Annotated in this window: 16 protein-coding genes; 6 read left to right on the top strand and 10 right to left on the bottom strand. The window is 72.0% G+C overall.

The genetic code is table 11. The features are described from left to right. Window positions 1-52 precede the first annotated feature (52 nt). The 3 genes from ACFYYR_RS17435 (at window position 53) to ACFYYR_RS17425 (ending at window position 2,744) form a co-directional block, all read left to right on the top strand. Window positions 53-778 (top strand): GPP34 family phosphoprotein, encoded by a 726-nt coding sequence (locus ACFYYR_RS17435; protein ID WP_388853394.1) that lies wholly within the window; start codon window positions 53-55, stop codon window positions 776-778. Window positions 779-1,462: 684 nt separating this feature from the next. After that, the gene (locus ACFYYR_RS17430) at window positions 1,463-2,320 is read left to right on the top strand and encodes a helix-turn-helix domain-containing protein (RefSeq protein ID WP_388853391.1); all 858 of its coding nucleotides are present in this window, start codon (window positions 1,463-1,465) and stop codon (window positions 2,318-2,320) included. A gap of 214 nt (window positions 2,321-2,534) precedes the next feature. Further along, window positions 2,535-2,744, top strand: coding sequence for a DUF397 domain-containing protein (locus ACFYYR_RS17425; protein ID WP_388853388.1), 210 nt, complete (start codon window positions 2,535-2,537; stop codon window positions 2,742-2,744). 187 nt (window positions 2,745-2,931) lie between these two features. Here ACFYYR_RS17425 and ACFYYR_RS17420 read toward each other — a convergent pair whose 3' ends face one another. After that, complete coding sequence (locus tag ACFYYR_RS17420; protein WP_388853570.1) at window positions 2,932-3,813, bottom strand: hypothetical protein; 882 nt, start codon at window positions 3,811-3,813, stop codon at window positions 2,932-2,934. A gap of 226 nt (window positions 3,814-4,039) precedes the next feature. Here ACFYYR_RS17420 and ACFYYR_RS17415 point away from each other — a divergent pair, with 226 nt between their 5' ends. Further along, window positions 4,040-4,819 carry an SDR family oxidoreductase gene (locus tag ACFYYR_RS17415; RefSeq protein WP_388853385.1) on the top strand — a complete coding sequence of 260 codons (780 nt, stop codon included), beginning with the start codon at window positions 4,040-4,042 and terminating at the stop codon, window positions 4,817-4,819. Window positions 4,820-4,959: 140 nt separating this feature from the next. Beyond that, window positions 4,960-5,805, top strand: coding sequence for a hypothetical protein (locus ACFYYR_RS17410; protein ID WP_388853382.1), 846 nt, complete (start codon window positions 4,960-4,962; stop codon window positions 5,803-5,805). A 110-nt stretch (window positions 5,806-5,915) separates the two neighbouring features. Here ACFYYR_RS17410 and ACFYYR_RS17405 read toward each other — a convergent pair whose 3' ends face one another. From ACFYYR_RS17405 to ACFYYR_RS17375, 7 genes are all read right to left on the bottom strand, one after another. Continuing rightward, window positions 5,916-7,076, bottom strand: coding sequence for an ADP-ribosylglycohydrolase family protein (locus ACFYYR_RS17405; RefSeq protein WP_388853379.1), 1,161 nt, complete (start codon window positions 7,074-7,076; stop codon window positions 5,916-5,918). A 292-nt stretch (window positions 7,077-7,368) separates the two neighbouring features. After that, window positions 7,369-8,319 (bottom strand): hypothetical protein, encoded by a 951-nt coding sequence (locus tag ACFYYR_RS17400; protein WP_388853376.1) that lies wholly within the window; start codon window positions 8,317-8,319, stop codon window positions 7,369-7,371. A gap of 250 nt (window positions 8,320-8,569) precedes the next feature. Next, window positions 8,570-10,063 carry an FG-GAP-like repeat-containing protein gene (locus ACFYYR_RS17395; protein ID WP_388853373.1) on the bottom strand — a complete coding sequence of 498 codons (1,494 nt, stop codon included), beginning with the start codon at window positions 10,061-10,063 and terminating at the stop codon, window positions 8,570-8,572. Between the two features lie 48 nt (window positions 10,064-10,111). After that, window positions 10,112-11,275, bottom strand: coding sequence for a transglycosylase family protein (locus ACFYYR_RS17390; RefSeq protein ID WP_388853370.1), 1,164 nt, complete (start codon window positions 11,273-11,275; stop codon window positions 10,112-10,114). A gap of 106 nt (window positions 11,276-11,381) precedes the next feature. Beyond that, window positions 11,382-12,722, bottom strand: a complete 1,341-nt coding sequence (locus tag ACFYYR_RS17385) for an FG-GAP repeat domain-containing protein (RefSeq protein ID WP_388853367.1) — start codon at window positions 12,720-12,722, stop codon at window positions 11,382-11,384. A 317-nt stretch (window positions 12,723-13,039) separates the two neighbouring features. After that, window positions 13,040-15,313: a hypothetical protein gene (locus ACFYYR_RS17380; protein ID WP_388853364.1), complete on the bottom strand. Its 2,274-nt coding sequence runs from the start codon at window positions 15,311-15,313 to the stop codon at window positions 13,040-13,042. A 265-nt stretch (window positions 15,314-15,578) separates the two neighbouring features. Continuing rightward, window positions 15,579-15,923, bottom strand: coding sequence for a hypothetical protein (locus tag ACFYYR_RS17375; protein WP_388853361.1), 345 nt, complete (start codon window positions 15,921-15,923; stop codon window positions 15,579-15,581). A 360-nt stretch (window positions 15,924-16,283) separates the two neighbouring features. Here ACFYYR_RS17375 and ACFYYR_RS17370 point away from each other — a divergent pair, with 360 nt between their 5' ends. Beyond that, window positions 16,284-17,246, top strand: coding sequence for a helix-turn-helix domain-containing protein (locus tag ACFYYR_RS17370; protein WP_388853358.1), 963 nt, complete (start codon window positions 16,284-16,286; stop codon window positions 17,244-17,246). Between the two features lie 54 nt (window positions 17,247-17,300). On the opposite strand, the gene ACFYYR_RS17365 is transcribed toward ACFYYR_RS17370, so the two are convergent. Beyond that, window positions 17,301-19,910 (bottom strand): bifunctional FO biosynthesis protein CofGH, encoded by a 2,610-nt coding sequence (locus tag ACFYYR_RS17365; RefSeq protein WP_388853355.1) that lies wholly within the window; start codon window positions 19,908-19,910, stop codon window positions 17,301-17,303. A gap of 181 nt (window positions 19,911-20,091) precedes the next feature. Next, window positions 20,092-20,952: a TIGR03619 family F420-dependent LLM class oxidoreductase gene (locus ACFYYR_RS17360; RefSeq protein ID WP_388853352.1), complete on the bottom strand. Its 861-nt coding sequence runs from the start codon at window positions 20,950-20,952 to the stop codon at window positions 20,092-20,094. Window positions 20,953-21,131 lie beyond the last annotated feature (179 nt).

The following is a 21,131-nucleotide window of genomic DNA, read 5'->3' as shown; positions in this document are numbered from 1 at the left end:
AGACAAGTGTGAGAGGGGTCACCCTGTCAGACATCCACGCGGGGAGGCATGGATGGGCAGGAGCCGCAGAACAATTCCGGAGGAGCTTCTGCTGCTGGCCCTGGACCCGACCACGGGTACCACGGCGCAGCCGCAGTCGCTCGACCTCGGCCTGGCCGGGGCCCAGCTAGTGGAGCTGGCTCTGGCAGGACGGATAGCCCCTGACGGGGATCGTATCGCCGTGGTGATGCCACGGCCGACAGGAGATCCGACACTGGACTCCGCACTGGAGCTGTTGCGCCGTCGCGGCAGCCCGGTCCGGGCGGTCCACTGGATCGGCGGGCCCCGGCTGGGGCTGCGTCAGACCTACCTCACGCATCTGGAACGCTGCGGCATGGTGCACGCCGTGGAGGGCCAGATGTGCGGAGTGCTGCCGACGACCCGCTACCAGGCGTCGGAGACGGCCATCAGCCGGGAGATCAGGGCCCGGCTGGACAACGCGATCCGCACCGGTGTGCCGCCGGACCCGCGGACCGCGGCGCTCGCGGCGCTGGCCCACGCGGTCGGACTGGGCAAGCACCTCTACCCCGGCAACGAGGGGCGGTCGTCCCGCTCCCGGCTGCGGGACCTGATCCGGCACGACCCGATGGGCGGGCTCGTCGCACACGCCGTGATGGACGTGCAGAACGGCGTCGCGGCACAGCCCCGGCGCGCACCGGCCCGGACCGCCGCGAGTGAACCCACCGGCGTCCCGGTGCAGTCCCGGCGCGGCAGCATGGCCCGCGCCGTGGCCCACTGACCGCACACCCCCACGAGGAAGCAGCGCATACGCGGTGCACCCGCACCGCCGACGAGTCATCCGCAGCACCGGGCGCTCCGCACGACCGCCCTCCGGAACGTCGCGCACCACGTCAGCAGACCGCTGTCACCCACCGCACCACCGACCGCCCGACCCGGTTAGGGAGCCGCAAGGCGCCGCCGGCGCGGGGACGTGGACGAGGACGCGGTGTCCGTGCCCGGCCGGGCACGGACACCGCCTCGCCGCGATCCCCGGAGCGCCGGGGCGCGCAGCGCACGGGGTGGCGGTCCGGCCGCCCGGACGACGGCCGGACCGCCACCCCGTGTGTGCGTCCGCGAACGTTCCCGCGGGACCGCGCCCCGCCGCGTCCGCCCCGACGGGGACGCCACCACCCCTCCGGCACCGGTTCCGACGGACGACGGGCCCCGGCCGGACGGGACGCGGATCCGGCAGGCCGTGGAGCCGGGGAACCGGGAAACCGGGGCCGCCCGCACGGCACCGGCCCCGCCGCAGCCCGCGGGGCGCGGCGCCCGCGCCCGGGCCGCCCCGCCGCCGCCCCGGGACACGGCCGGGTGGCTTCATGTGCCCGGACGGGGACCCTCTGTCGCCATTTCCCAGCGCCGCCGCTGCCCGGAGTGGCAGTCTGCTGAAACAAACAGCGGTACAAGTCGGAGGTGCAGCCTCGTGGCGTCCCATGTCAATCCAACGGTCAGACGACGCCGGTTGGGCCAGGAGCTGCGCAGGCTCCGCGAGCTCAAAGGGATGACGGCCGAAGAAGTCGCGGACCGGCTGCTGGTCTCCCAGTCGAAGATCAGCAGGCTGGAGAACGGCCGGCGCAGTATCAGTCAGCGCGACGTCCGCGATCTGTGCGGTGTCTACGAGGTCGAGGACCACCGGATCGTCGACTCGCTGATGCAGATGGCCAAGGACTCCCGCCAGCAGGGCTGGTGGCACGCGTTCGGCGACATCCCGTACAGCGTCTACATCGGTCTGGAGACCGACGCCGCCTCGCTGCGGGTGTACGAGCCGCAGGTGATGCCCGGCCTGCTGCAGACCCGGGCGTACGCGGAGGCGGTGATCACCGGGGCGCTCCCGGAGGCGTCCCAGACGGACATCGAGAAGCGGGTGCAGGTCCGGCTCCGGCGGCAGGAGCGGATCGCCTCCGAGGAGAACCCGCTGCGGCTGTGGGCGGTGCTCGACGAGTCGACGGTCCGCCGCATGGTGGGCGGCCGGCAGATCATGCGCGACCAGCTGGACCATCTCATCGAGCTGTCCCAACTGCCGCACGTGACCGTGCAGATCATGCCGCACACCATGGGGGCGCATCCGGGGGTCACCGGGCAGTACACGATCCTCGAGTTCCCGGACGCCGCGGACTCCAGCGTGGTCTACCTCGAGGGCGTGACGAGCGACCTCTACCTGGAGAAGGCGAACGACGTGCAGAGCTACAGCGTGATGTACGAGCATCTGCGCGCGCAGGCGCTGAACGTGGAGCAGACACGGCAGTTCATCACGGATGTCGCCAAGAGCTACACGCTCTGAGCCGGAGCCGACACGGGCCGAGGAAGCACCCGTCCACCGAGGAGGCGCCGGTACGGTACACCCCTCAGCGACACCAGGGAAGCGTCACGGGAATATGCCATCCGGTCGAGTGAACAGCCCCTTCTGGCAGGCAGGTTGGCGAGTAGCGTCGATCACGCCACCGAGCAAGGACCGCTGGCGAACCCCACCCCCTGGCACAAACCGGAGCAGAGCAATGGCCATTCAGCAAGGCGCCACGGACATCTGGACCAAGTCCTCGTACTCCGCCGGGAACGGCGCGTGTGTCGAGGTCAAGTCCCCCGCCCCGCGCACGGTCGCCGTGCGGGACTCCAAGGACCCGGAGGGGCCCTCGCTCGCCTTCGCTCCCGAGGCGTGGACCGCGTTCGTGGCGGAGGCCGGCCGAGGCGCCTTCGACCTCGACTGACCGGCCCCGGGCGGCCCCGCCGCCCGTCGCCCCACCTGGAGCCCTCTCGACTGGTCCGCCGTCCCGGCCGAGGGGGCTCAGCCATGTCCTCCGCGCCCCGGCCGGGCGGGTTCCGGCGGCACGGCTCCGCGGCCGAGGATTCCTGGCGCCGTGCCCGCTCGGGTCGCGCGCTCCCGCGCAAGGCCCTTCAGCGCAGCTCGTCCACGTAGCGGTCGGTCCCGGGGACGGTCGGGATGAAGGGGGCGACCAGCTCCACCCGGCCCCGGCCGGAGGCGGTGAGGTCGCCGTCCAGGCCGGCGAAGTGCTCCCCGAAGCACGCCCGTGGGTCCTGCTCCAGGAACCACAGCAGGGTGAGCCGGGTGTCGACGCCCGCCACCTGCGCCACGTACGACATCCGGTCCGCCGGCAGCGGCGTGGGGCGGAAGACGGTCACCATGGCGGCCGGGGAGCCCTGCAGGCGCTGCGGGAGATGGCGGCGGCGCAGCCACTCCAGGAGTTCCGCCCGCTGCCGCGGCCCGTCGGTGTCGATCACCTGGAGGAGCAGGCCGGCGTAGGGGTGGTCGAGGGCGTGGAAGTCGCGGGGGCCTGCCGCGCCGTCGCGGTAGACGGTGGCCTCGTGGTCCTGGAACGCGGTGAAGACGTGGGTGCGGTCGCGGTGGACCCGCTCGTCCCGGTTGAGCCGCTTGTTGACGGCGACGGTCCAGGCCATGTGGTCGTCGTAGCGGCCGTCGGTGATCCAGTAGACCGAGAGATAGCAGCCGGCGGTGACCGGCCGGGCCACGGCGGACCTGTCCGGGTAGCGCAGCAGTTGGAGCTCCCGGGTGGCGACCCAGCGGCGGCCCGCGTACATCCAGGGCATCGCCATGGCACCGGCGATGAAGTGGTCGTCCTCGTACCAGCGGTTGTACGCGTGCTCACGGCCAGGGTGGGGCTCGACCATGGTGATGAGGGCGTGCCCCGGGTGCACTCCGTACGGGCCGACGGAGGCCAGCTCCCCGTAGACCGTGCTGCGCGTCCCGTCAGCGCCGTGCTTCTCGCCCGTCCCGTGCGTCCCGTCCGTGCTGGGCATCCCGTCCGTGCTGTGCGTCTCGTCCGTCATGGCACCGGTGTAGCTGACATGACGTCAGATGAGGAGAGGCATCGCACGACCGGGCCGCAACGGCCCCACTCCGGACTCGCCGCTCACCTCAGGGGGCCGCGGCAGGGCTCTGGTCTTCGCCGGGGCACCGCCGTAACCTGACCGCCGTGATCTGACGAACCGTCAGCAAATCTGAGCCGATGCGCCGGAGGTCGTCATGCTGCGAGGCAGGACCGTGCTCGTGTCCGGAGTCGGGGCGGGGCTGGGGCATCAGGTGGTGTCCGCGGTGCTGCGGGAGGGCGGCAACGCCGTGCTGGGCGCGAGGACCCCGGAGAAGCTCGCCGACGCCGCGGAGCGCCTCGACCCCGGGGGCGCGCGGACCGCGTGGCGGGCCACCGACATCGCCGACGAGGGCGCGTGCGCGGCCCTCGCGGAACTCGCCGTGGAGCGGTTCGGGCGGATCGACGCCGTGGTCCACGTCGCCGCACTCGACTCCTGCTTCGGCGGCCTGGCGGATGCCGACTTCCCCACCTGGACCACGGTGCTGGATGTGAACCTGCTGGGCACGCTGCGGATGACCCGGGCCTGCCTGCCCGCCCTGACGGCACACGGCGGCTCGGTGGTCGTGATCGGCACCCAGTCCTCGGTGGTGGCCCCGTCCCAGGTCCAGCAGGCGGCGTACGCGGCCTCGAAGGGGGCGCTCGTCTCCGCGATGTACTCCCTCGCCCGGGAGCTGGGCCCGCGCCGCATCCGCGTCAACACCGTGCAGCCCGGCTGGATGTGGGGCCCGCCGGTGCAGGCCTTCGTCCACCTGACGGCCCAGGCCGAGGGCGTACCCGAGGAGGAGGTCCTGGGCAGGCTGGCGGAGCGGATGGCGCTGCCGGAGCTGGCGACGGACGGGGACGTGGCGGAGGCCGTCGTCTTCCTGGCCTCCGACCGCGCCCGGGCGATCACCGGGCAGTCGCTGCTGGTCAACGCCGGTGAGGTGATGCGCTGAGTGGTGGTCCGGCAGGTGCGGGGCGGCGGCACGGGGAACGCCCGGCGGCCCGGAAACGGTTCGGTGACGCGAGCATGATCACGCTAAGGTGCGGGGGCCTGCTCGGCCACGGGGGCCGAGAGCCTTTCCGTGGAGCCACGTTGAGCAGCCAGCAGCGCCTGAGCGCCGTGACCCGGTCGATACCGAATCCGGTCTCCTCGGCCACCGCACTCACCCGCCCCTCCCGCCCCGGGATGATCGAGGACCCCGTCATCAGCGGGCTCCACCGCGGACGCACCGCGCTGGGCCTGGTGGCCACGGCGTGGCTGCTGCTGTCGTACCCGCTGCGCGAGGACGGCGAGGCCTTCGTGCTGGGCAAGCTGGAGGAGCTGGTGATCGGCTGCGGCGTCCTGCTGGTGGGTGGGATCGTCGGCGTCGGCTTCTTCGTCCTCGCGGCCCGGCCGCCGCTCGGTGGCCGCTACGCCGGCCGGCTGGGCGGCCCGCTGCGCGCCGTGGCGGCGCCGCTGCTGGGGGCGTTCACGGTCTGGCTGATGGCGCGGGCGGTGGCGGGCGACATCATCTCGATGTCCGACATCGGCGCGCACGACTTCTTCATGGGCCTGCTGGGCGGGTTCCTCGGCACGCTCATCAGCGGCATCGTCATCGGCCTGGCGTTCGTGGCGGGGGCCCTGGCCTGTGTGGCCGTGCTCGTCGGAGCCGCCCTCTTCACCCTGATCGCGCTCGTGATGGGGCTGAATTCCTGCTTCCGCACCGCCGAGGTGCACGAGCTGCTGCCGGCGCTGCTCTCCCCGCTGCTGGTCTGGTCGCTCTTCGTGCTCAATCTCGTCGGCGACGCCGATGTCAACGCCCCGCCCGAGGTGCTGTACACCTTCCTGCTCGGCGGGCCGCTGTCGGTGACCGCGCTGTCCGTGTGGGAGGTGCGCCGCCTGCGCAGCCGGTACGGCGTGTCGCTGCGGTCGGCGCTGGAGCGTGGCCCCGAACGGTGAGGGACGCTCCGGGGCCGCCCTTGCGAGCGCCTCAGGGCCGGGGCCGGGCCGCGGGCCGGCGTCCGGGCTCCGGCCGGCGGCGGGCACCGGAGAGCCGGCCGCCCGGCGGTTCAGGCCCGGGGGTAGCGGGCGAGCCAGCCCGGCACGGACTCCGCCGGGCTGTGCAGCGCGGGGCCCTGGGTCATCTCCATCGCGAAGTCGTCGGCGAGTTCGAGGATGGTGGGACGGCCCTCGACCTCGGCCAGCCACCCGGGCGGCAGCGCCGTCTCGCCGTGCAGAGTGCCGAGCAGATTGCCGCAGACCGAGCCGGTGGAGTCGGAGTCCCCGCCGTGGTTGACGGAGAGCAGCAGGCCGTGCCGGACGTCCTCGGCGACCAGTGCGCAGTAGACCCCGATGGCGAGGGCCTCGTCGGCGGTCCGGCCCCCGCCGAGGGCCTCGACCCGGGAGGCGGTCGGCATGCCCTGGCGCACGGCTCCCAGTGCCTGCCGCAGGGCGTCCGTGGTCTCCTCGTGGCCGGGGCGGGCGGCCAGCTGGCGCAGCGCGTGCTGGACCGCGTTGTCGAGGCCGTCCCCGCGCGCGAGCCCGTGCACGATGACGGCGAAGGCACCGGCCGCGAGGTAGCCGGTGGGATGCCCGTGGGTGTGCACGGCGCACTCGATGGCGAGCTGGAAGACGAGTTCCGGTTCCCAGCCGACGAGCAGCCCGAAGGGGGCGGACCGCATCACGGCGCCGCAGCCCTTGGAGTCCGGGTTCCGGGGCTGGTCGAGGGTGCCCATCACGCCGTCGGCCAGACCGCTCAGACAGGCCCGGCCGGGCTCCCGGCGGGCGTACAGCCACTCCTCGCGGGCGAGCCAGCCGTCGTCCTCGCGGCGTTCGTCGGGCCCCCAGTCGCTCTGGGTGACCGACCAGCGCCGGTGGGCCCGGAAGACGTCGGTGGGCGGGTGCCAGGCCCCGGTGTCCCGGCGGACCTGGGCCCGTATGAGCCCGTCGAGGGTGAAGAGGGTCATCTGGGTGTCGTCGGTGACGGCACCGCGCCGCCCGTGTGCGGGGACGTAGTCGGTGATGCCGTTCGGGCCGTGCTCCTTGCGGATCCCCTCGAGGGACTCGAACGCGACCGGGGCGCCGAGGGCGTCTCCGATCGCGCCGCCGAGCAGGCAGCCACGGACGCGGCTGCGGAAGTCCTGCTGCTCGGCACGGCCCCAGACGGCTGTGCCTGCTGCGCTCACTCGCGTCCCTCCCGCTCCCGTTCCGGTTCCGACGCCCCAGGACATCCCGTCGCCGCTCGCGCAGCACTGTAATGGACCGGGAATGGTCGGCTCCGAGTCGAGAACGGAATGTGAGCAGTCGCCCCTGAGGTCGGGTTTGATCGAGTACGCCACGGGGTGGACGGCGCCCGCGGCCGGACGGAGCCCGGACCGGGACGAGCCGTGCGCGGGAATCCGGTGCCCCGGAGTCCGGCCTGCGGGAAGCCGACGCGCGGGAATCCGGTGTGCGGGGCTCCCGGACACGCCCGGCGCCGGGCCGTGGAGGTCACGGCCCGGCGCCGCCGGGAGCCACGCCGGCTCAGTCGGCCGCGGGCCGCACGGTCTTCATGATCTTCTGGATCTGCGCGGGGGTCAGGGCGTTCTTGATCCCCTGGTCCGCGTAGAGCACCCAGCCGTGCATGGTCCCGTCCGGGAACTTCTGGGCGATGCTGACCGCGACGGCGGACGGCGGCACGCACTTGCTGGGACGGTTGGTGACCTTGACCTTGGCGGTGGCGGTGTACCCCTCGATGCCGTTGTGCTTCCACGGCTTGGCCTGGCCGACCTCCATCTTCGGCTTGTGTTCGTCGCCGCCGTAGGCGATGTAGCCCCAGTTCCCGGCCCAGTTGCGGGCGTTCTCCTGGAGGGTGCCGTCCTTGCCGCCGCCCGTGGTGCCGACCGTGGCGAGCTGTCCCTTGCCCGCCTCCCCGACGCCGTCGGGGTTGGGCTGCGAGGAGCAGCCGCCCTCGCGGTAGTTGCCCGCGCCGGTCATCACGACGATCGGCTTGCCCTTGGCGTCGTTGTAGGACAGGGCGGTGTCGTCGTCGAAGACCTGCCACTTCTCGGCCTTGCCCGGGACGTCGTAGCTGAAGTCGTGCTCCTCCCGGGTCTGCGTCTGCCAGCCCTTCACCATCGGCCCGTCCGCCGTCGGGCCCGCGTTCGGGGCTTCGGGGCCCTCCTTGCCGCCGCCGGCCGGGGCGGAGACCGGCGGGGAGGAACGGACCTTCTTGCGGGCGCCGTTGGGCTTGTCGTCGCCGCCCGAGGTGAGGGCTATCGCGCCGCCGACGGCGCAGAGCACCACCACGGCTCCGGCAGCGATCAGCACCGTCCGGTTGGTGTTGCGGCGCGGCGGCTGGGGCGTGGGCGGCGGAGTCGGCTGCCAGGAGGGCGCCGGGCCGAAACCGGGCTGCTGGGCCGGCTGCTGGTACTGGGGCGGCTGCCCGGGCTGCTGGGGCTGGTGTGGTTGCTGGGGCTGCTGTTGCCAAGACATGACGGCCACCTTATGCAGGCGGCTGTCGCCGCCCTGTCCGTGTGCGGTGACAGGGCGGCGACAGGCCCCTACCCGTGTGCGCGGCCCGACTGCGCCGGGCCCGCCCCGTCCGGACCGGGCGGGGCCCCGAGGTGGCGCCCCGCCGGCCCCCGGGTGGAACCCGGGGGCCGGCGCCGGAGCGTGGAGCCGATGTCGCCGACGGCTTCCCCGCGTTCGGCCGGCCGTCCGTTCCGCGCCCTCCCTGCGGAGGTCAGATGAGGAGTTCCCCCTCCTGCCAGCCGTGGCCGATCCTGGCGCGGGGCTGGTACCCGCCGGCACCGTTGCCCTTGTACAGCCAGAGATCACCGGCACTGTCACGGCCGATCAGATCCGCCTTGCCGTCACCCGAGAAATCCCCGGGAGCGGCCAGCGCGTCATACACCTGCCAGCCGTGGCCGATCTTGGCACGAGGCTGGTACCCGCCGGCACCGTTGCCCTTGTACAGCCAGAGATCACCGGCACTGTCACGGCCGATCAGATCCGCCTTGCCGTCACCCGAGAAGTCACCGGGGGCGAGCAGGGTGTTCATCGGCTGCCAGCCCTCGCCCACCGACACGCGGGTGGAGCCGGAGTACGAACCGGAGGCGGCGTCGGCCGGGTAGCGCCAGAGCTTCCCGTCCGGGTCGACGGCGATCAGGTCCTTGCCGTTGCGGGCGACCATCCGCATGGGGTTCCAGCCCGTACCGACCTTGCACCCTCCGGACACGGTGCCGTCGGCGCTGCGCGAGTGGGTGAACAGCGCCCCGTCCGCGTCCCGCCGGACGATCGGCCCCGAGCCGGATGCCGACGGTCCGCAGTCGGCCCAGGTGGCCGCGGCGCGGAGCATCCGGTGGTCGGAGACCTTGGGGTCGAGGGGCAGCGCATCGCCCTTGAGGCCCTTGACGTAGCGGGAGCTGAGGAAGACATAGTCGATCTTCCTCTCGCCGAACGTGGGCTCACCGGACCGGCAGCGGCGCGTCGCCGCGGTGCAGGCGGCCGGGTCGAAGTGGTCCTTGTCGGTCTCGTCGGCCTCGGTGAAGGTGCCCTGCCCGCCGTCGTTGATGCCCCTGTCGTAGAAGCTGGACAGCGCAGTCGCACGGGGACGGTTGTTGAAGTCGCCGGCGAGCACCACCGGAACTCCGGAGTCCTCCCATTGCTTCGCCTGCGCGGCCAAGGCGCGCGCTTCGGCGTTGCGGTACTCCTCCTCCCCCCAGTAGAGGTGGACCGAGCAGGCCCAGTTCGCCCTGCCCTGCAGGGAACTCTTGACGCAGGGGACCTTGATGGGCTCGCTTTCGCCGCCCACCGTCAGGTCGAGCACCTTGGTATCCGAGAGCGGCCCCTTGACGAGCACGGCCACGCCGTAGTCGCTGCCGCCGCAGATATTCGCGTCCCCGGACAGCGTCTCGGTGAACAGCCCCTGGAAGCCCTTAGGGGCGAGGCGGCTGCGGATGGCGTCGTACTGGGTCCGGCACACCTCCTGGAGGTGAATCTGGTCGGCCTTCCAGCCGGAGCCGGATGCCTCCGCGACGACGGTGTCGATCCGTCGCTGGTTGTCGTACCCGGCACCGCACTTGTTGCCGCAGATGTTGTAGCTGACGAACCGCAGCGGCGGCGCGCTGCCGGACGGCACGCTGTCCGCCTGGGCGGACAGCGTCAGGGCCATGGATCCGGCGAGCACCAGAGCCGCCGTACTCAGGGTGGCCCAGAGGGTCCTGATGTGTCGCACAAGAATCTCCCGGGTGAGGAGTCGGAAAGTTCGGTCGGGCTCCCGCGCCTACCAGTGGGTGCCGATCTGGACGCGGCTGCCGCCCTTGAAGTCGGGACCGGAGTAACGGAACAGCTTGCCGGTGGACTTCTCCACCGCGAGCAGGTCCGGGACCTTGTCCCCGGTGATGTCACCGACACCCGCGAGGTTGGCCATCGCCCCCCACTTCGTACCGATCTTCACCTTCGTGGCGCCGCTGAAGTTCGGGCCCGAGTAGCGGTACAGGCTGCCGGTGGACTTCTCCACCGCGACGAGGTCCGCCTTCCCGTCACCGGTCAGATCGCTGGCGCCCACGACGGTGGACATCGCGTTCCAGCCGGTGCCGATCTGGACGCGGCTGCCGCCCTGGAAATCGGGACCGGAGTAACGGAACAGCTTGCCGGTGGACTTCTCCACCGCGACGAGGTCCGCCTTCCCGTCACCGGTCAGGTCACCGACCGCCGCGATGTTGGTCATCGAGTCCCACTTGGTGCCGATCTTCACCTTGGTACGGCCGTTGTAGTGGGGTCCGGAGTAGCGGTACAGATCACCGGAGTGCTTGTCGACGGCGATGATGTCCGCCACACCGTCACCGGTCAGATCGCCGGTGCCCACGATGTCGCTCATGGCGTTCCAGCCGTAGCCGAGTTTCACCCGGGCACCGCCTCCGTAGCCCGGCCCGGCGTAGCGGTACAGATCTCCGGTCGAGACCTCGACGGCGAGCATGTCGGGCTTCCCGTCCCCGGTGAGGTCGCCGACCGGGGTGAGGTTCGCCATCTCGGACTGCGGAGTGGGCGGTTCGGCCGGGTACGGATCGGTGTGATCGTTCCCGAGGCCGGCGCGGGGGCCGCAGACGGGCCAGGCACCCTCCCCCTGGGTGGCCAGGACCTTCTCAGCGATGCGTATCTGCTGTTCCTTGCCGGCCTCGTGCGGGTAGGACGCGTACCGCTTGCCGCCGAAGGCGTCCCAGGTGGACTTGGCGAACTGGAGTCCGCCGTAGTAGCCGTTGCCGGTGTTGATGCTCCAGTTGCCGCCGGATTCGCACTGCGCCACCTTGTCCCAGGTACTGACGGAGGCCGCCTGCGCCGCGGGGGCGGTGAGCAGGGAGAGAGTGAGTGCGGCGAGGGGGGCGGTGAGCAGCGCCGACAGGACGGGCTTGGTGAGCCGGTGCTGCGGGTGAGTGGGTCTGGACATGCGGGTTCTTCCTCCGGTCGTGTGGTGACGGACTTCGAGGGGCGCTCGTGGTGCGGCCGCGGACGGCCGCACCACGAGCGCGAGGGACTTCAGTGCCTCGCCGGGGCTACCAGTGGGTGCCGATCTGGACGCGGCTGCCGCCCTTGAAGTCGGGCCCGGAGTAACGGAAGAGCTTGCCGGTGGCCTGCTCGACCGCGAGCAGGTCCGGGACCTTGTCCCCGGTGATGTCACCGACACCCGTGAGGTTGATCATCGATCCCCACTTGGTGCCGATCTTGACGCGGGATCCGCCGTTGTACTTCGGACCGGAGTAGCGGTACAGATCCCCGTTCGCCGCATCGACCGCGATGATGTCGGCCACGCCATCACCCGTCAGATCGCCGACGCCCACGATGGTCGACATCGCGTTCCAGCCGTTGCCGATCTTGACCCGGGAACCACCGCTGTAGTCCGGGCCGGAGTAGCGGTACAGGTTGCCGGTGGACTTCTCCACCGCGATGATGTCCGGCTTCCCGTCACCGGTCAGATCGCCGACCGCCGCGATGTCGGTCATCGAGTCCCACTTGGTGCCGATCTTGACGCGGGATCCGCCGTTGTACTTCGGGCCGGAGTAGCGGTACAGGTTCCCGTTCTCCGCGTCGACCGCGATGATGTCGGCCACGCCGTCACCCGTCAGATCGCCGACGCCCACGATGTTGCTGATCGAGTTCCAGCCGTTGCCGATCTTCACCCGTGCGCTGGAGCCCACGTAATCGGGGCCGGAGTAGCGGTACAGGTCGCCGGTCGCGGTCTCCACCGCGATGACGTCGTTCTTTCCGTCACCCGTCAGGTCCCCGACCGCGGTGACGTTGGTCATGCCCTTGTCCGGATCGGGCACCGGGGCATCGGTGACCTTGTTGTAGCGGTAGGGCTTGAAGCCGTTGCTGTTGATGTAGTTGCGGCTGTACGTGGACTTCCGGGCGTTGGTGCCGGGGCGGGCCTCTTCCATGATGTTCGCCGTCGTGTGACCGGCGTCGGCCCAGCTCGCGAAGATCACCACATGCTGGTCGATGTTGTTGAGGATGTCGCCCGGCTTCAGATCGTCGAGGCTGCCGAGACGCGTGGAGTAGTTGGGCAGCGTCCAGGTGGTGGCGCTCGTGGGCAGATGCCAGGCCATGGACACCATGCCGGAGCAGTCCGTGCGGTAGGTACGCCCCTGGGGATCGCGGTAGTAGCGGGACTGGCTGTAGGGAACGCCCTCGTCGACCCAGTACTGCGCCCGCTGGATCATCTCGGTGCGGGATATGGCGCCGCCCACGCTCGAGGCGCTCGGCGCGGCGACCGACGCCTTCGGTGCCCTGGAGACGGGCTCCGCCTGGGAGGGCGCGGTCACACCGAGGACGACGGCGGCGAGGGAGGCCGCGACAACCGCGGTCCGGACGGCAGGGCGTGCGGGTCTGTGGGACATGCGGAATCTCCTGTGATGAGTGGTGCAGGGATGAGATGAGTGGTGCGGGGATGAGCAGGCCGGGCCGGTCCGGTGGTCCGGAGCCGGCTTCGGCGCCACGAGCGCTTGTCGCTCATGGGCGGGGAGGCGGTCCGGGACGCCGCCGGGTGCGGCGGAACCGAGGTCGGTCCCGCCGGACGCCGGCGCCCGGGCCTCGCCCTCTGTGGTGGTCGAGAGGTTCTCCGGGGACGGCTCGGGCAGCTGCTGCCGGCGCGAGTTCCGGTCAGGCACCGCTGCGTCTGCCGTCCTCCGGACGGTGGTGAAACGTTTGGCCGGTGCTACGAGGCCGGTTCGCGCGTCCGGCGCGGGGCGACCCGGTGCCCGGGGCGCCCCTGGCGGGTGTCCTCCACACCGGCCGGGTGCCGCCGAGACGGACGAACGGCAGCCCGTGCGCCCCACCACCAGATCAGGACGGTCAGGACCGCAACTCCTCCTGCTGCGACGGCGAGAACGTCACCCGACAGCCCCACGCCGTCACCGGCCGCTTCCCGGGGAGCAGCCAGCCAGCCGGCTGCGACCGCCCCCATGACGAACGCTGCCGACAGCGGTGCGGCCAGGGCCCAAGCCGCCGACGCGTACGCAGCGGACCGCCTGCCGGCGAGCACGCCGGGCCGCGTACTGCCGCGACCGAAGTCGAGGAATGAGGAGAGACCTGCGAGGGCGAGGGCCAGGGCAACGGTCAGCAGGCCCGGCAGGCCGAGGAGGACGATCCACCTCCCGCGGGTGTCGGCGTCCCTCGCGCCTCCGAGCCATTCGGCGCCCGGCGCGCCGACGCCCGCGGAGGCCACCGGAGTTGAGTCCCTCAGCGTCTGTTCGATCCTCGCCCGGGGCAGGACCCCGCCGTCGGAGGCGACGAGCACCAGCCTCTCCGGGCGGACCGCGGAGCGGCCGGGAAGCGGCGCCCCTTGCCGCACCTCGAAGCGGTCCACCACAGGGCTGATCCAGCGGAGCGTTTCCACGAGACGCGGGTCGGCCATGCGTGAGGAGACGAGCGTGGGCCGTTCCGGACAGCGCAGTTGCAGGGACCGCAGGAGCGGGCAGGCGCCCTGGATCCGTGCGGGCGCGCGGGAACCCGGATCGCTCGGCGGGTACACCGCGAGTGTCCCGACACCTGCCGGGAGGCCGCGGAGCACCGTGTTCACCCGGTCCCGGGGGAGGTGACCGGAGAGTTTCAGGAGCAGAACACGGTCGCCGACACGGCTCGCCGTGACCTGGGCGGCCCGTGCGTTCTCCCCCACCCGCGTGACCTCGAGGTGCAGATGGCTGACGAGTGCGAGAGCGATGGCGACCCCGGCGGCCAGGCGCACCGTCACCCCCCGGTGTGCGGCGAGGTACCGGCCGGCGACCGGGGCACCCTCGCGGCGCGCCCTCCGGGCGAGCTGTGAGCCGAGCGCCGCGACACCGACCGCGACCGCGCAGGGCAGGGTCGCCAGCACGGCCACGACGCCTGCGGTGTAGAGCACATCCCGGAGGACGCCAGGGCGCGCGGGGTCCAGCTGCGCCGGTCCCCAGACGGTCGCGAAGAGCAGCAGAGGGCAGGCGAACGCCGCCCGCTCCGTCACCCGGTACCGGCGCAGGGGGCGTCGCGTCGAACGCGATGTCCGCTGCCTCGCCGGACGGAGGAACACGGCGAGGAGGAGCGCCATGACCGCCGCCCCGCCGCATCCGGCGAGAGCCGACGCCGGCCACCTGTTCCGCAGATCCGCCGACGACAGCCAGTAGTCGACCCAGGGAAGCGGCACGTTGCCGACGGCCGTCACCCACAGCGCGGGAAGCGTCCCCACCACGGCGCCGGCCGCCACGGGCACCGCGGCCTCCGCGAGGGTGAACAGCGCCTGCTGGGCTCTGCCGACACCCAGCACGCCGAGCAGTGCCCTGCGCCGGTCCCGGCCCGGGGAGCCCAGCCGGACCGCGACGAACGCCAGCACCGCGCCCGGCACGAGGAGGAGCAGGAGGACCGGGAGGAACGTTGCACGGTCGGGGATGAACCGGATGTCACCGGTGGGCATACCGCGGTCGCCGAAGCCGACGACCGGATGCGAACGCCGGGTGTCCAGCTGTCGGTCCGTGGGATTGACATAGGCGTACCGCTCGCCGGGATGTGCCAGGCCCTCGTCACGGATCGTCCCCGCGATCCGGCCGTACCGCTCCGACGCTCCTTCGGACCGCAGGTCCCGGGCCAGTGCCGGGGACAGCACGGCTTCCCCCGGTGCGGGCCATCGGTCGACGCCCGGTGGCGGCGCCGATCGCGGGGACAGCGGACGCAGATGGACCAGAGCGAACTGCCGTCCCTCGACCTTGTCGAAGTGGGGCACAGCCATGGCCGTCACCGGGCGCGAGGGAAAGGCGTCACGGAACTGCAGTGCGCGGTTCTGTGTCCGCTGCTCGATCCCGTCGTACACGGCGTAGGTCGCCGCGACCGCTGACAGGCCGAGGCTCAGGACGGCGGTGGCCAGCAGCAGGGCGACGAACCGTACTCGGCCGGGGTCTGCGCCCTTGGCCGACGCCCGGCCCATCCGCAGCAGCCGCCGCAGCGGCGAGGTCCGCTTCATGGGCCCGTCACCGCCCGGGCCCGCACCCGGAGGGCCACGCCGTCCGGCAGGGCACGGTCGGCCGGTGCGTCGGGCAGCCCTGTGCCGTTCAACGGGATCCGGTCCTCCCCCGCTTCGTTCCTGTTCCGGCCCACTGGGTCCCTCTCTGCCTGCCGCCGTCCCGCAGAGCCGGGCGGGAAGGCCGGTCGTCGAACCGCCCCTCCCGCCCCGCCTCACTCAGTCACTGCGTCCGGGCGGCAGGCGCCGCGCGCCGCCCGGAGTGCCGTCAACCGGCGATTTCCCAGTCGCTGCAGGGGTCCCAACCCTGCTGCGAGTTGCACGTCCGCAGGTCGGTCACCTTGCCGCCGATGCCGCTGTACGTGGTGTTGCCCTTGATCCCCGACTTGTTCCACAGCGTGTAGTAGTCATTGCTGTCCGTCGTGCGGTAGTAATTCGCATAGGCCTTCGTGCCCCTGCTGTGAATCTTCACCGCGACCTGGGTGTCGTTCTTCTGACTCCACGAACCGGCCTTGCCTTCGGGGGAGTAGCTCTCGAAAGCAGCCGACGCCGGCGACGCCCCCAGAAGCGCCGCACCCGCAATGACGAGTCCCACAACCGTCTTCTTCATCATGGTGTGTTTCCTTCCGAGGAAGACCGGCGCGACGAGCGGGCCTTCCCGATTCCAAAACCGCCGCTGTCGGCGGATGTTCACCAGAATCCCCGGAAAGGCACCACAGCGTCGTTAGCGTCGGGTGAACAGAACCGTTGACAATGAGCGCACACAAGAGCGGTCACGGCGCGTCGATTTGACAGCGCCCCCTCCTGAAGCCCCGGCCGCCATTCGCTGCAGGCGCCGGACCACGACCACAAGAACTGAAGTACAGCATTCCGGAAGCGCGGGCACCAGTACCGGCCTTCGATTCCCCGCTGCGCGAACTGCAGGAGAATGGGCAGCGGTTCGGTCGCCTGTACGCGAACGGGGAGAGAATTGTTGAACGAGACAGTGTTCCGGAGTGACACCGTGCCCGCGGCGGAGCGGTTCGACTACTGGCAGGAACGTCTCGGGCAAACCCATGCGCCCATGCATCTCAGCAGCGAGCACGCCCATGACTACCGGGCCGTCCAGCGGATACTGGATCTGGGCGCGGTATCCGTGTGGCCGGCGACCTACCATCCCCTCGTCTTCCGCCGCACGGCGAAACAGATCCGCCAGTCCGACCCGGAGGTATTCCACCTCTCACTGGTGCTCAACGGATGCGCCACGGCGGCCTGGAAAAAGCGGAATACCCAGTACCGACCCTACGACCTCCACTGCAACGACTCCTCCGTGCCGTATGAGATCCACACGCACGGAGAGATGATCAGGAGCATCGGACTCGAAATTCCCAAGGCCCTTCTGCCCCTGCCCCGCGGTGCTGCCGACCGGGTGGTCGGCGCCCGGCTGCCCGGCCGGACCGGTATGGGTCTCCTGCTGGCCCAGTTCCTCACCCGGCTGGCGGACGACACCAGCAGCTACCTGCCGAGCGACGGCCCCCGCCTGGGAACGGTCGTGACGGACCTGGTCGCCGTGCTCTTCGCGCACACTCTCGAGACGGCGGACGACCTGCCTCCCGAAACCCACCAGCGGATTCTCCTGCTGCGCATCCAGGACTTCATCCGGCAGAACCTGCACGACGCTCAGCTCACCCCGGCCGGAATCGCCGCCGCGCACCACATTTCCGTCAGGTACCTTCACCGCCTCTTCTGCGGCGAAGGCACCACCGTCGCTGCCCGGATACGCCGGCTGCGCCTGGAAGCAGCCCACCACGACCTCACCGATCCTGCGCTGCGCAGCACGCCGATCCACGCGATAGCCCACCGCTGGGGCTATTCCCGGGCATCCGAATTCAGCCGCGCCTTCCGCGCCGCATACGGCATTGCCCCCAAGGACTACCGGCAACGGCACTTGGGCTGAGCACCCGGGGGAGCGTGGCCGAGAGGACTGGGGGTCGTGCGTCTGGGTGCGGACTTAGTCGCCCACCACCGGCAGCAGTTCGGGGAGGTGCCCGTCGGAGGCGAGGGCCGCCTCCCGGCGTTCGGCCGGGACCTCGCCGTAGGTGGTGGTCCGCTGCCGGGCCGGGCGTCCGGCGGCCTCGGCGATCGCCACCAGGTCCCTGATCGAGCGGTACGAGCCGTAACTCGACCCCGCCATCCGGGAGATGGTCTCCTCCATCAGCGTGCCGCCCAGGTCGTTGGCGCCGGACCGCAGCATCTCCGCCGCACCCTCGGTGCCCAGCTTCACCCAGCTGGTCTGGATGTTGGGGATGTGCGGGTGCAGCAGCAGCCGGGCCATCGCGATGACCGCGCGGTTGTCCCGGTCGGTGGGGCCGGGCCGGGCGATACCGGCCAGATAGACGGGCGCGTTGGTGTGGATGAACGGCAGCGTCACGAACTCGGTGAAGCCCTGGTGCCCCCCGGCGAGCGCCGCCTGCTGGATCTCGGCGAGCAGCCGGAAGTGGCCGAGCCAGTGCCGCGGCTGGTCCACGTGGCCGTACATCATGGTGGAGGACGAGCGGATGCCGAGCGCGTGCGCCGCCTTGATGACCTCGACCCAGGTGGCGGTGGGCAGCTTGCCCTTGGTCAGGACCCAGCGGACCTCGTCGTCCAGGATCTCGGCGGCGGTGCCGGGGATGCTGTCCAGGCCGGCTTCCTTGGCCGCCTCCAGCCACGCGGGGATGGACATGCCCGTGCGGGTGGCCCCGTTGACGACCTCCATCGGGGAGAAGGCGTGCACGTGCATGCCGGGGACGCGCTCCTTCACCGCCCGCGCGATGTCGAAGTACGCGGTGCCCGGCAGGTCGGGGTGGATGCCGCCCTGCATGCAGACCTCGGTCGCGCCGACGTCCCACGCCTGCTCGGCCCGGTCGGCGACCTGGGACAGCGACAGGGTGTAGGCGTCGGCGTCGGTGCGGCGCTGGGCGAAGGCGCAGAACCGGCAGCCGGTGTAACAGACGTTGGTGAAGTTGATGTTGCGGGTGACGATGTAGGTGACGTCGTCGCCGACGGTCGACCGGCGCAGGTCGTCGGCGATCCGGCAGAGGGCGTCCAGCGCGGGACCGTCGGCGTGCAGCAGTGCCAGGGCCTCGGCGTCGGTGAGCTGCGTCGGGTCGTCGGCGGCGGTGGCGAGCGCGGCGCGGACGTCGCCGTCCAGCCGGGACGGCGCCATACCGGGGGCCGCGGCCTCGCGCAGCACCTCCCAGTCGCCGTAGACCTCGTCGAAGTCCTCCCGGCGGTCGGCGGTGCGGCCGTCGGTGTCGATGGTGCGGTGCAGTTCGGTGCGGCCGGAGGCGGCGAAGCCCTCGTCGGGCTCCTGCCAGGGCAGCCCGACGGGCAGCGCGTCCTCCTTGGCCAGCCCGGTCTCCGGGTCGGCCAGCGCGCGGACGTGCGGCAGCAGCCGCGGGTCCAGCCAGGGCTCGCCCTTCAGGACGTACTCGGGGTAGACGGACAGCCGCTCCCGCAGCCGGAAGCCGGCGGCGGCGGAGCGCTCGGTGAGTTCGTCGATCTGCGGCCAGGGGCGCTCGGGGTTGACGTGGTCCGGGGTGAGCGGCGAGACGCCGCCCCAGTCGTCGATCCCGGCACCGATGAGCATCGCGTACTCCGCGTCGACCAGGTTCGGCGGTGCCTGGATGCAGCCGGAGGGGCCGAGGATGTGGCGGGCGACGGCGACGGTGGCGGCCAGTTCCTCCAGCTCGGCGTCCGGCATGCCGCGCATGGCCGTGTCCGGCTTGGCCCGGAAGTTCTGCACGATGACTTCCTGGAGGCCGTGGTAGGCGCGGGAGACGCGGCGCAGCGCGAACAGCGACTCGGCCCGCTCCTCGTACGTCTCACCGATCCCGATCAGCAGTCCGCTGGTGAAGGGGACGTTGGAGCGGCCCGCGTCCTCCAGGACCCGCAGCCGGACGGCCGGCTCCTTGTCCGGGGAGCCGTGGTGCGGGCCACCCGGTTCGCTCCACAGCCGCTCGGCCGTGGTCTCCAGCATCATGCCCATCGAGGGGGCCACCGGCTTGAGCCGCTGGAAGTCCGTCCAGGACATGACGCCCGGGTTGAGGTGCGGCAGCAGCCCGGTCTCCTCCAGGACGCGGATCGCCATCGCCCGCACGTAGGCGATGGTGTCGTCGTAGCCCTCGGCCTCCAGCCACTCGCGTGCCTCGGGCCAGCGGTCCTCGGGACGGTCCCCGAGCGTGAAGAGGGCCTCCTTGCAGCCCATTTCGGCGCCGCGGCGGGCGATGTCCAGCACCTCGTCCGGAGACATGAACATCCCGTGGCCCGCCCGGCGGAGCTTGCCGGGCACCGTGGCGAACGTGCAGTAGTGGCAGCGGTCGCGGCAGAGCCGGGTCAGCGGGATGAAGACACTGCGGGAGTAGGTGATCACTCCGGGGCGGCCGGCGGCCTCCAGCCCGGCGTCGCGCACCCGGGCCGCGGACGCCATCAGGTCCTCCAGATCGGTCCCCCGGGCCCGGAGCAGGACGGCGGCCTCGGCCGTGTCCAGGGCCACGCCGTCGCGGGCCCGGCGCAACGCCCGGCGCATGGCGTTCGCGGTCGGTCCGGGCTGGTCGGTCCCCTGCGCGCTGGTCGTCATCCCCCGAGCATACGAGCGCTCACCAGCAGCGAAAGGCCCCGCGGGGGCCGGGGATGTGTGCGGCTGATCACGGCGCCGCGGCCCGGCCGCCGGGACGGGCCGGAGCTCGGGGCCGGCTCCGCGCCACCCGGCCTCGGAGGTACGGGTCGGCCCGGCCTCAGAGGTACTGGCCCGCCCGCCCTCAGAGGTACTGCGCGTAGGCGTCGAGGGTCCGCAGGACCTCCGCCTCGTCCGCGGGCGGCAGTTGCAGCACGACCTCCTCGATGCCCAGCTCGGCGTAGTGGGCGAGCTTCCCCGGGGACGGGAGGACGGCGTAGGGCACGACCTCCGGGCCGTCCCCGGGCCGCCCCGCCTCCTGCCAGACCCGGCGCAGCTCCGGCAGCGCCTCGGCCAGTCCCCGGCCGCCGACCGGAAGCCAGCCGTCCGCGTACTCCGCGATGTGCGCGAGCAGCGTGGGCCCGGCACGGCCGCCGAGCAGCGTGCGGGGGCCGGTGAGCGGCGGTGCGCCCGCCCGCTCCCGGGGCGCGCGCACCGGCTTGGGGTGCGCCTGGCTGGCGCTCACCGAACCGAACTCCCCCTCGTACGCCGTCGGCTCCGCCGCCCACAGGGCCCGCATCAGCGCCATCCGGTCCCGGACGATCGCGCGCCGGCGGCGCCAGTCCACACCGTGGTCGGCGGCCTCCTCCGCGTTCCACCCGAAGCCGACGCCGAGGGTGAACCGGCCGCCGGAGAGGAAGTCCAGGGTGGCGGCCTGTTTGGCGAGGCCGATCGGGTCGTGCTGGGCGACGAGGGTGATGCCGGTGCCCAGGCCGAGCCGCTCGGTGACGGCCGCGGCCTGGCCGAGGGCGACGAACGGGTCGAGGGTGCGGCCGTACTCGGGCGGCAGCGGGCCGCCGGCAGGGTACGGGCTCTCCCGGCTGACCGGGATGTGCGTGTGCTCCGGCAGATAGAGCCCGTGGAAGCCGCGCTGCTCCAGCTCCTGGGCGAGCCGCACGGGCGTGATCGTCTCATCGGTCAGAAAGATCGTGGTCGCGATGCGCACGAGCACCTCCGGTGACGGCAACGGGCCGGGCTCTTGATCCTGCCCGTTTCCCCAGACGGGCGCACCCGGCTCCCGGCACACGTCACCGGCCGTTCACAGACGGGGCCGCCGCCGGCCGCCCCGGGCACCCACGTCGCGGACCGGCGGTGCCGGTGCGGGACCCGTGGTGCCGGCGCGGG

This window comes from Streptomyces sp. NPDC001922, from assembly GCF_042891165.1.
In the GTDB taxonomy this organism is placed as follows: Bacteria; Actinomycetota; Actinomycetes; order Streptomycetales; family Streptomycetaceae; genus Streptomyces.
The sequence above is the reverse complement of the archived record's forward strand: the minus strand, read 5'-3'. Positions and strand labels throughout refer to the sequence as shown.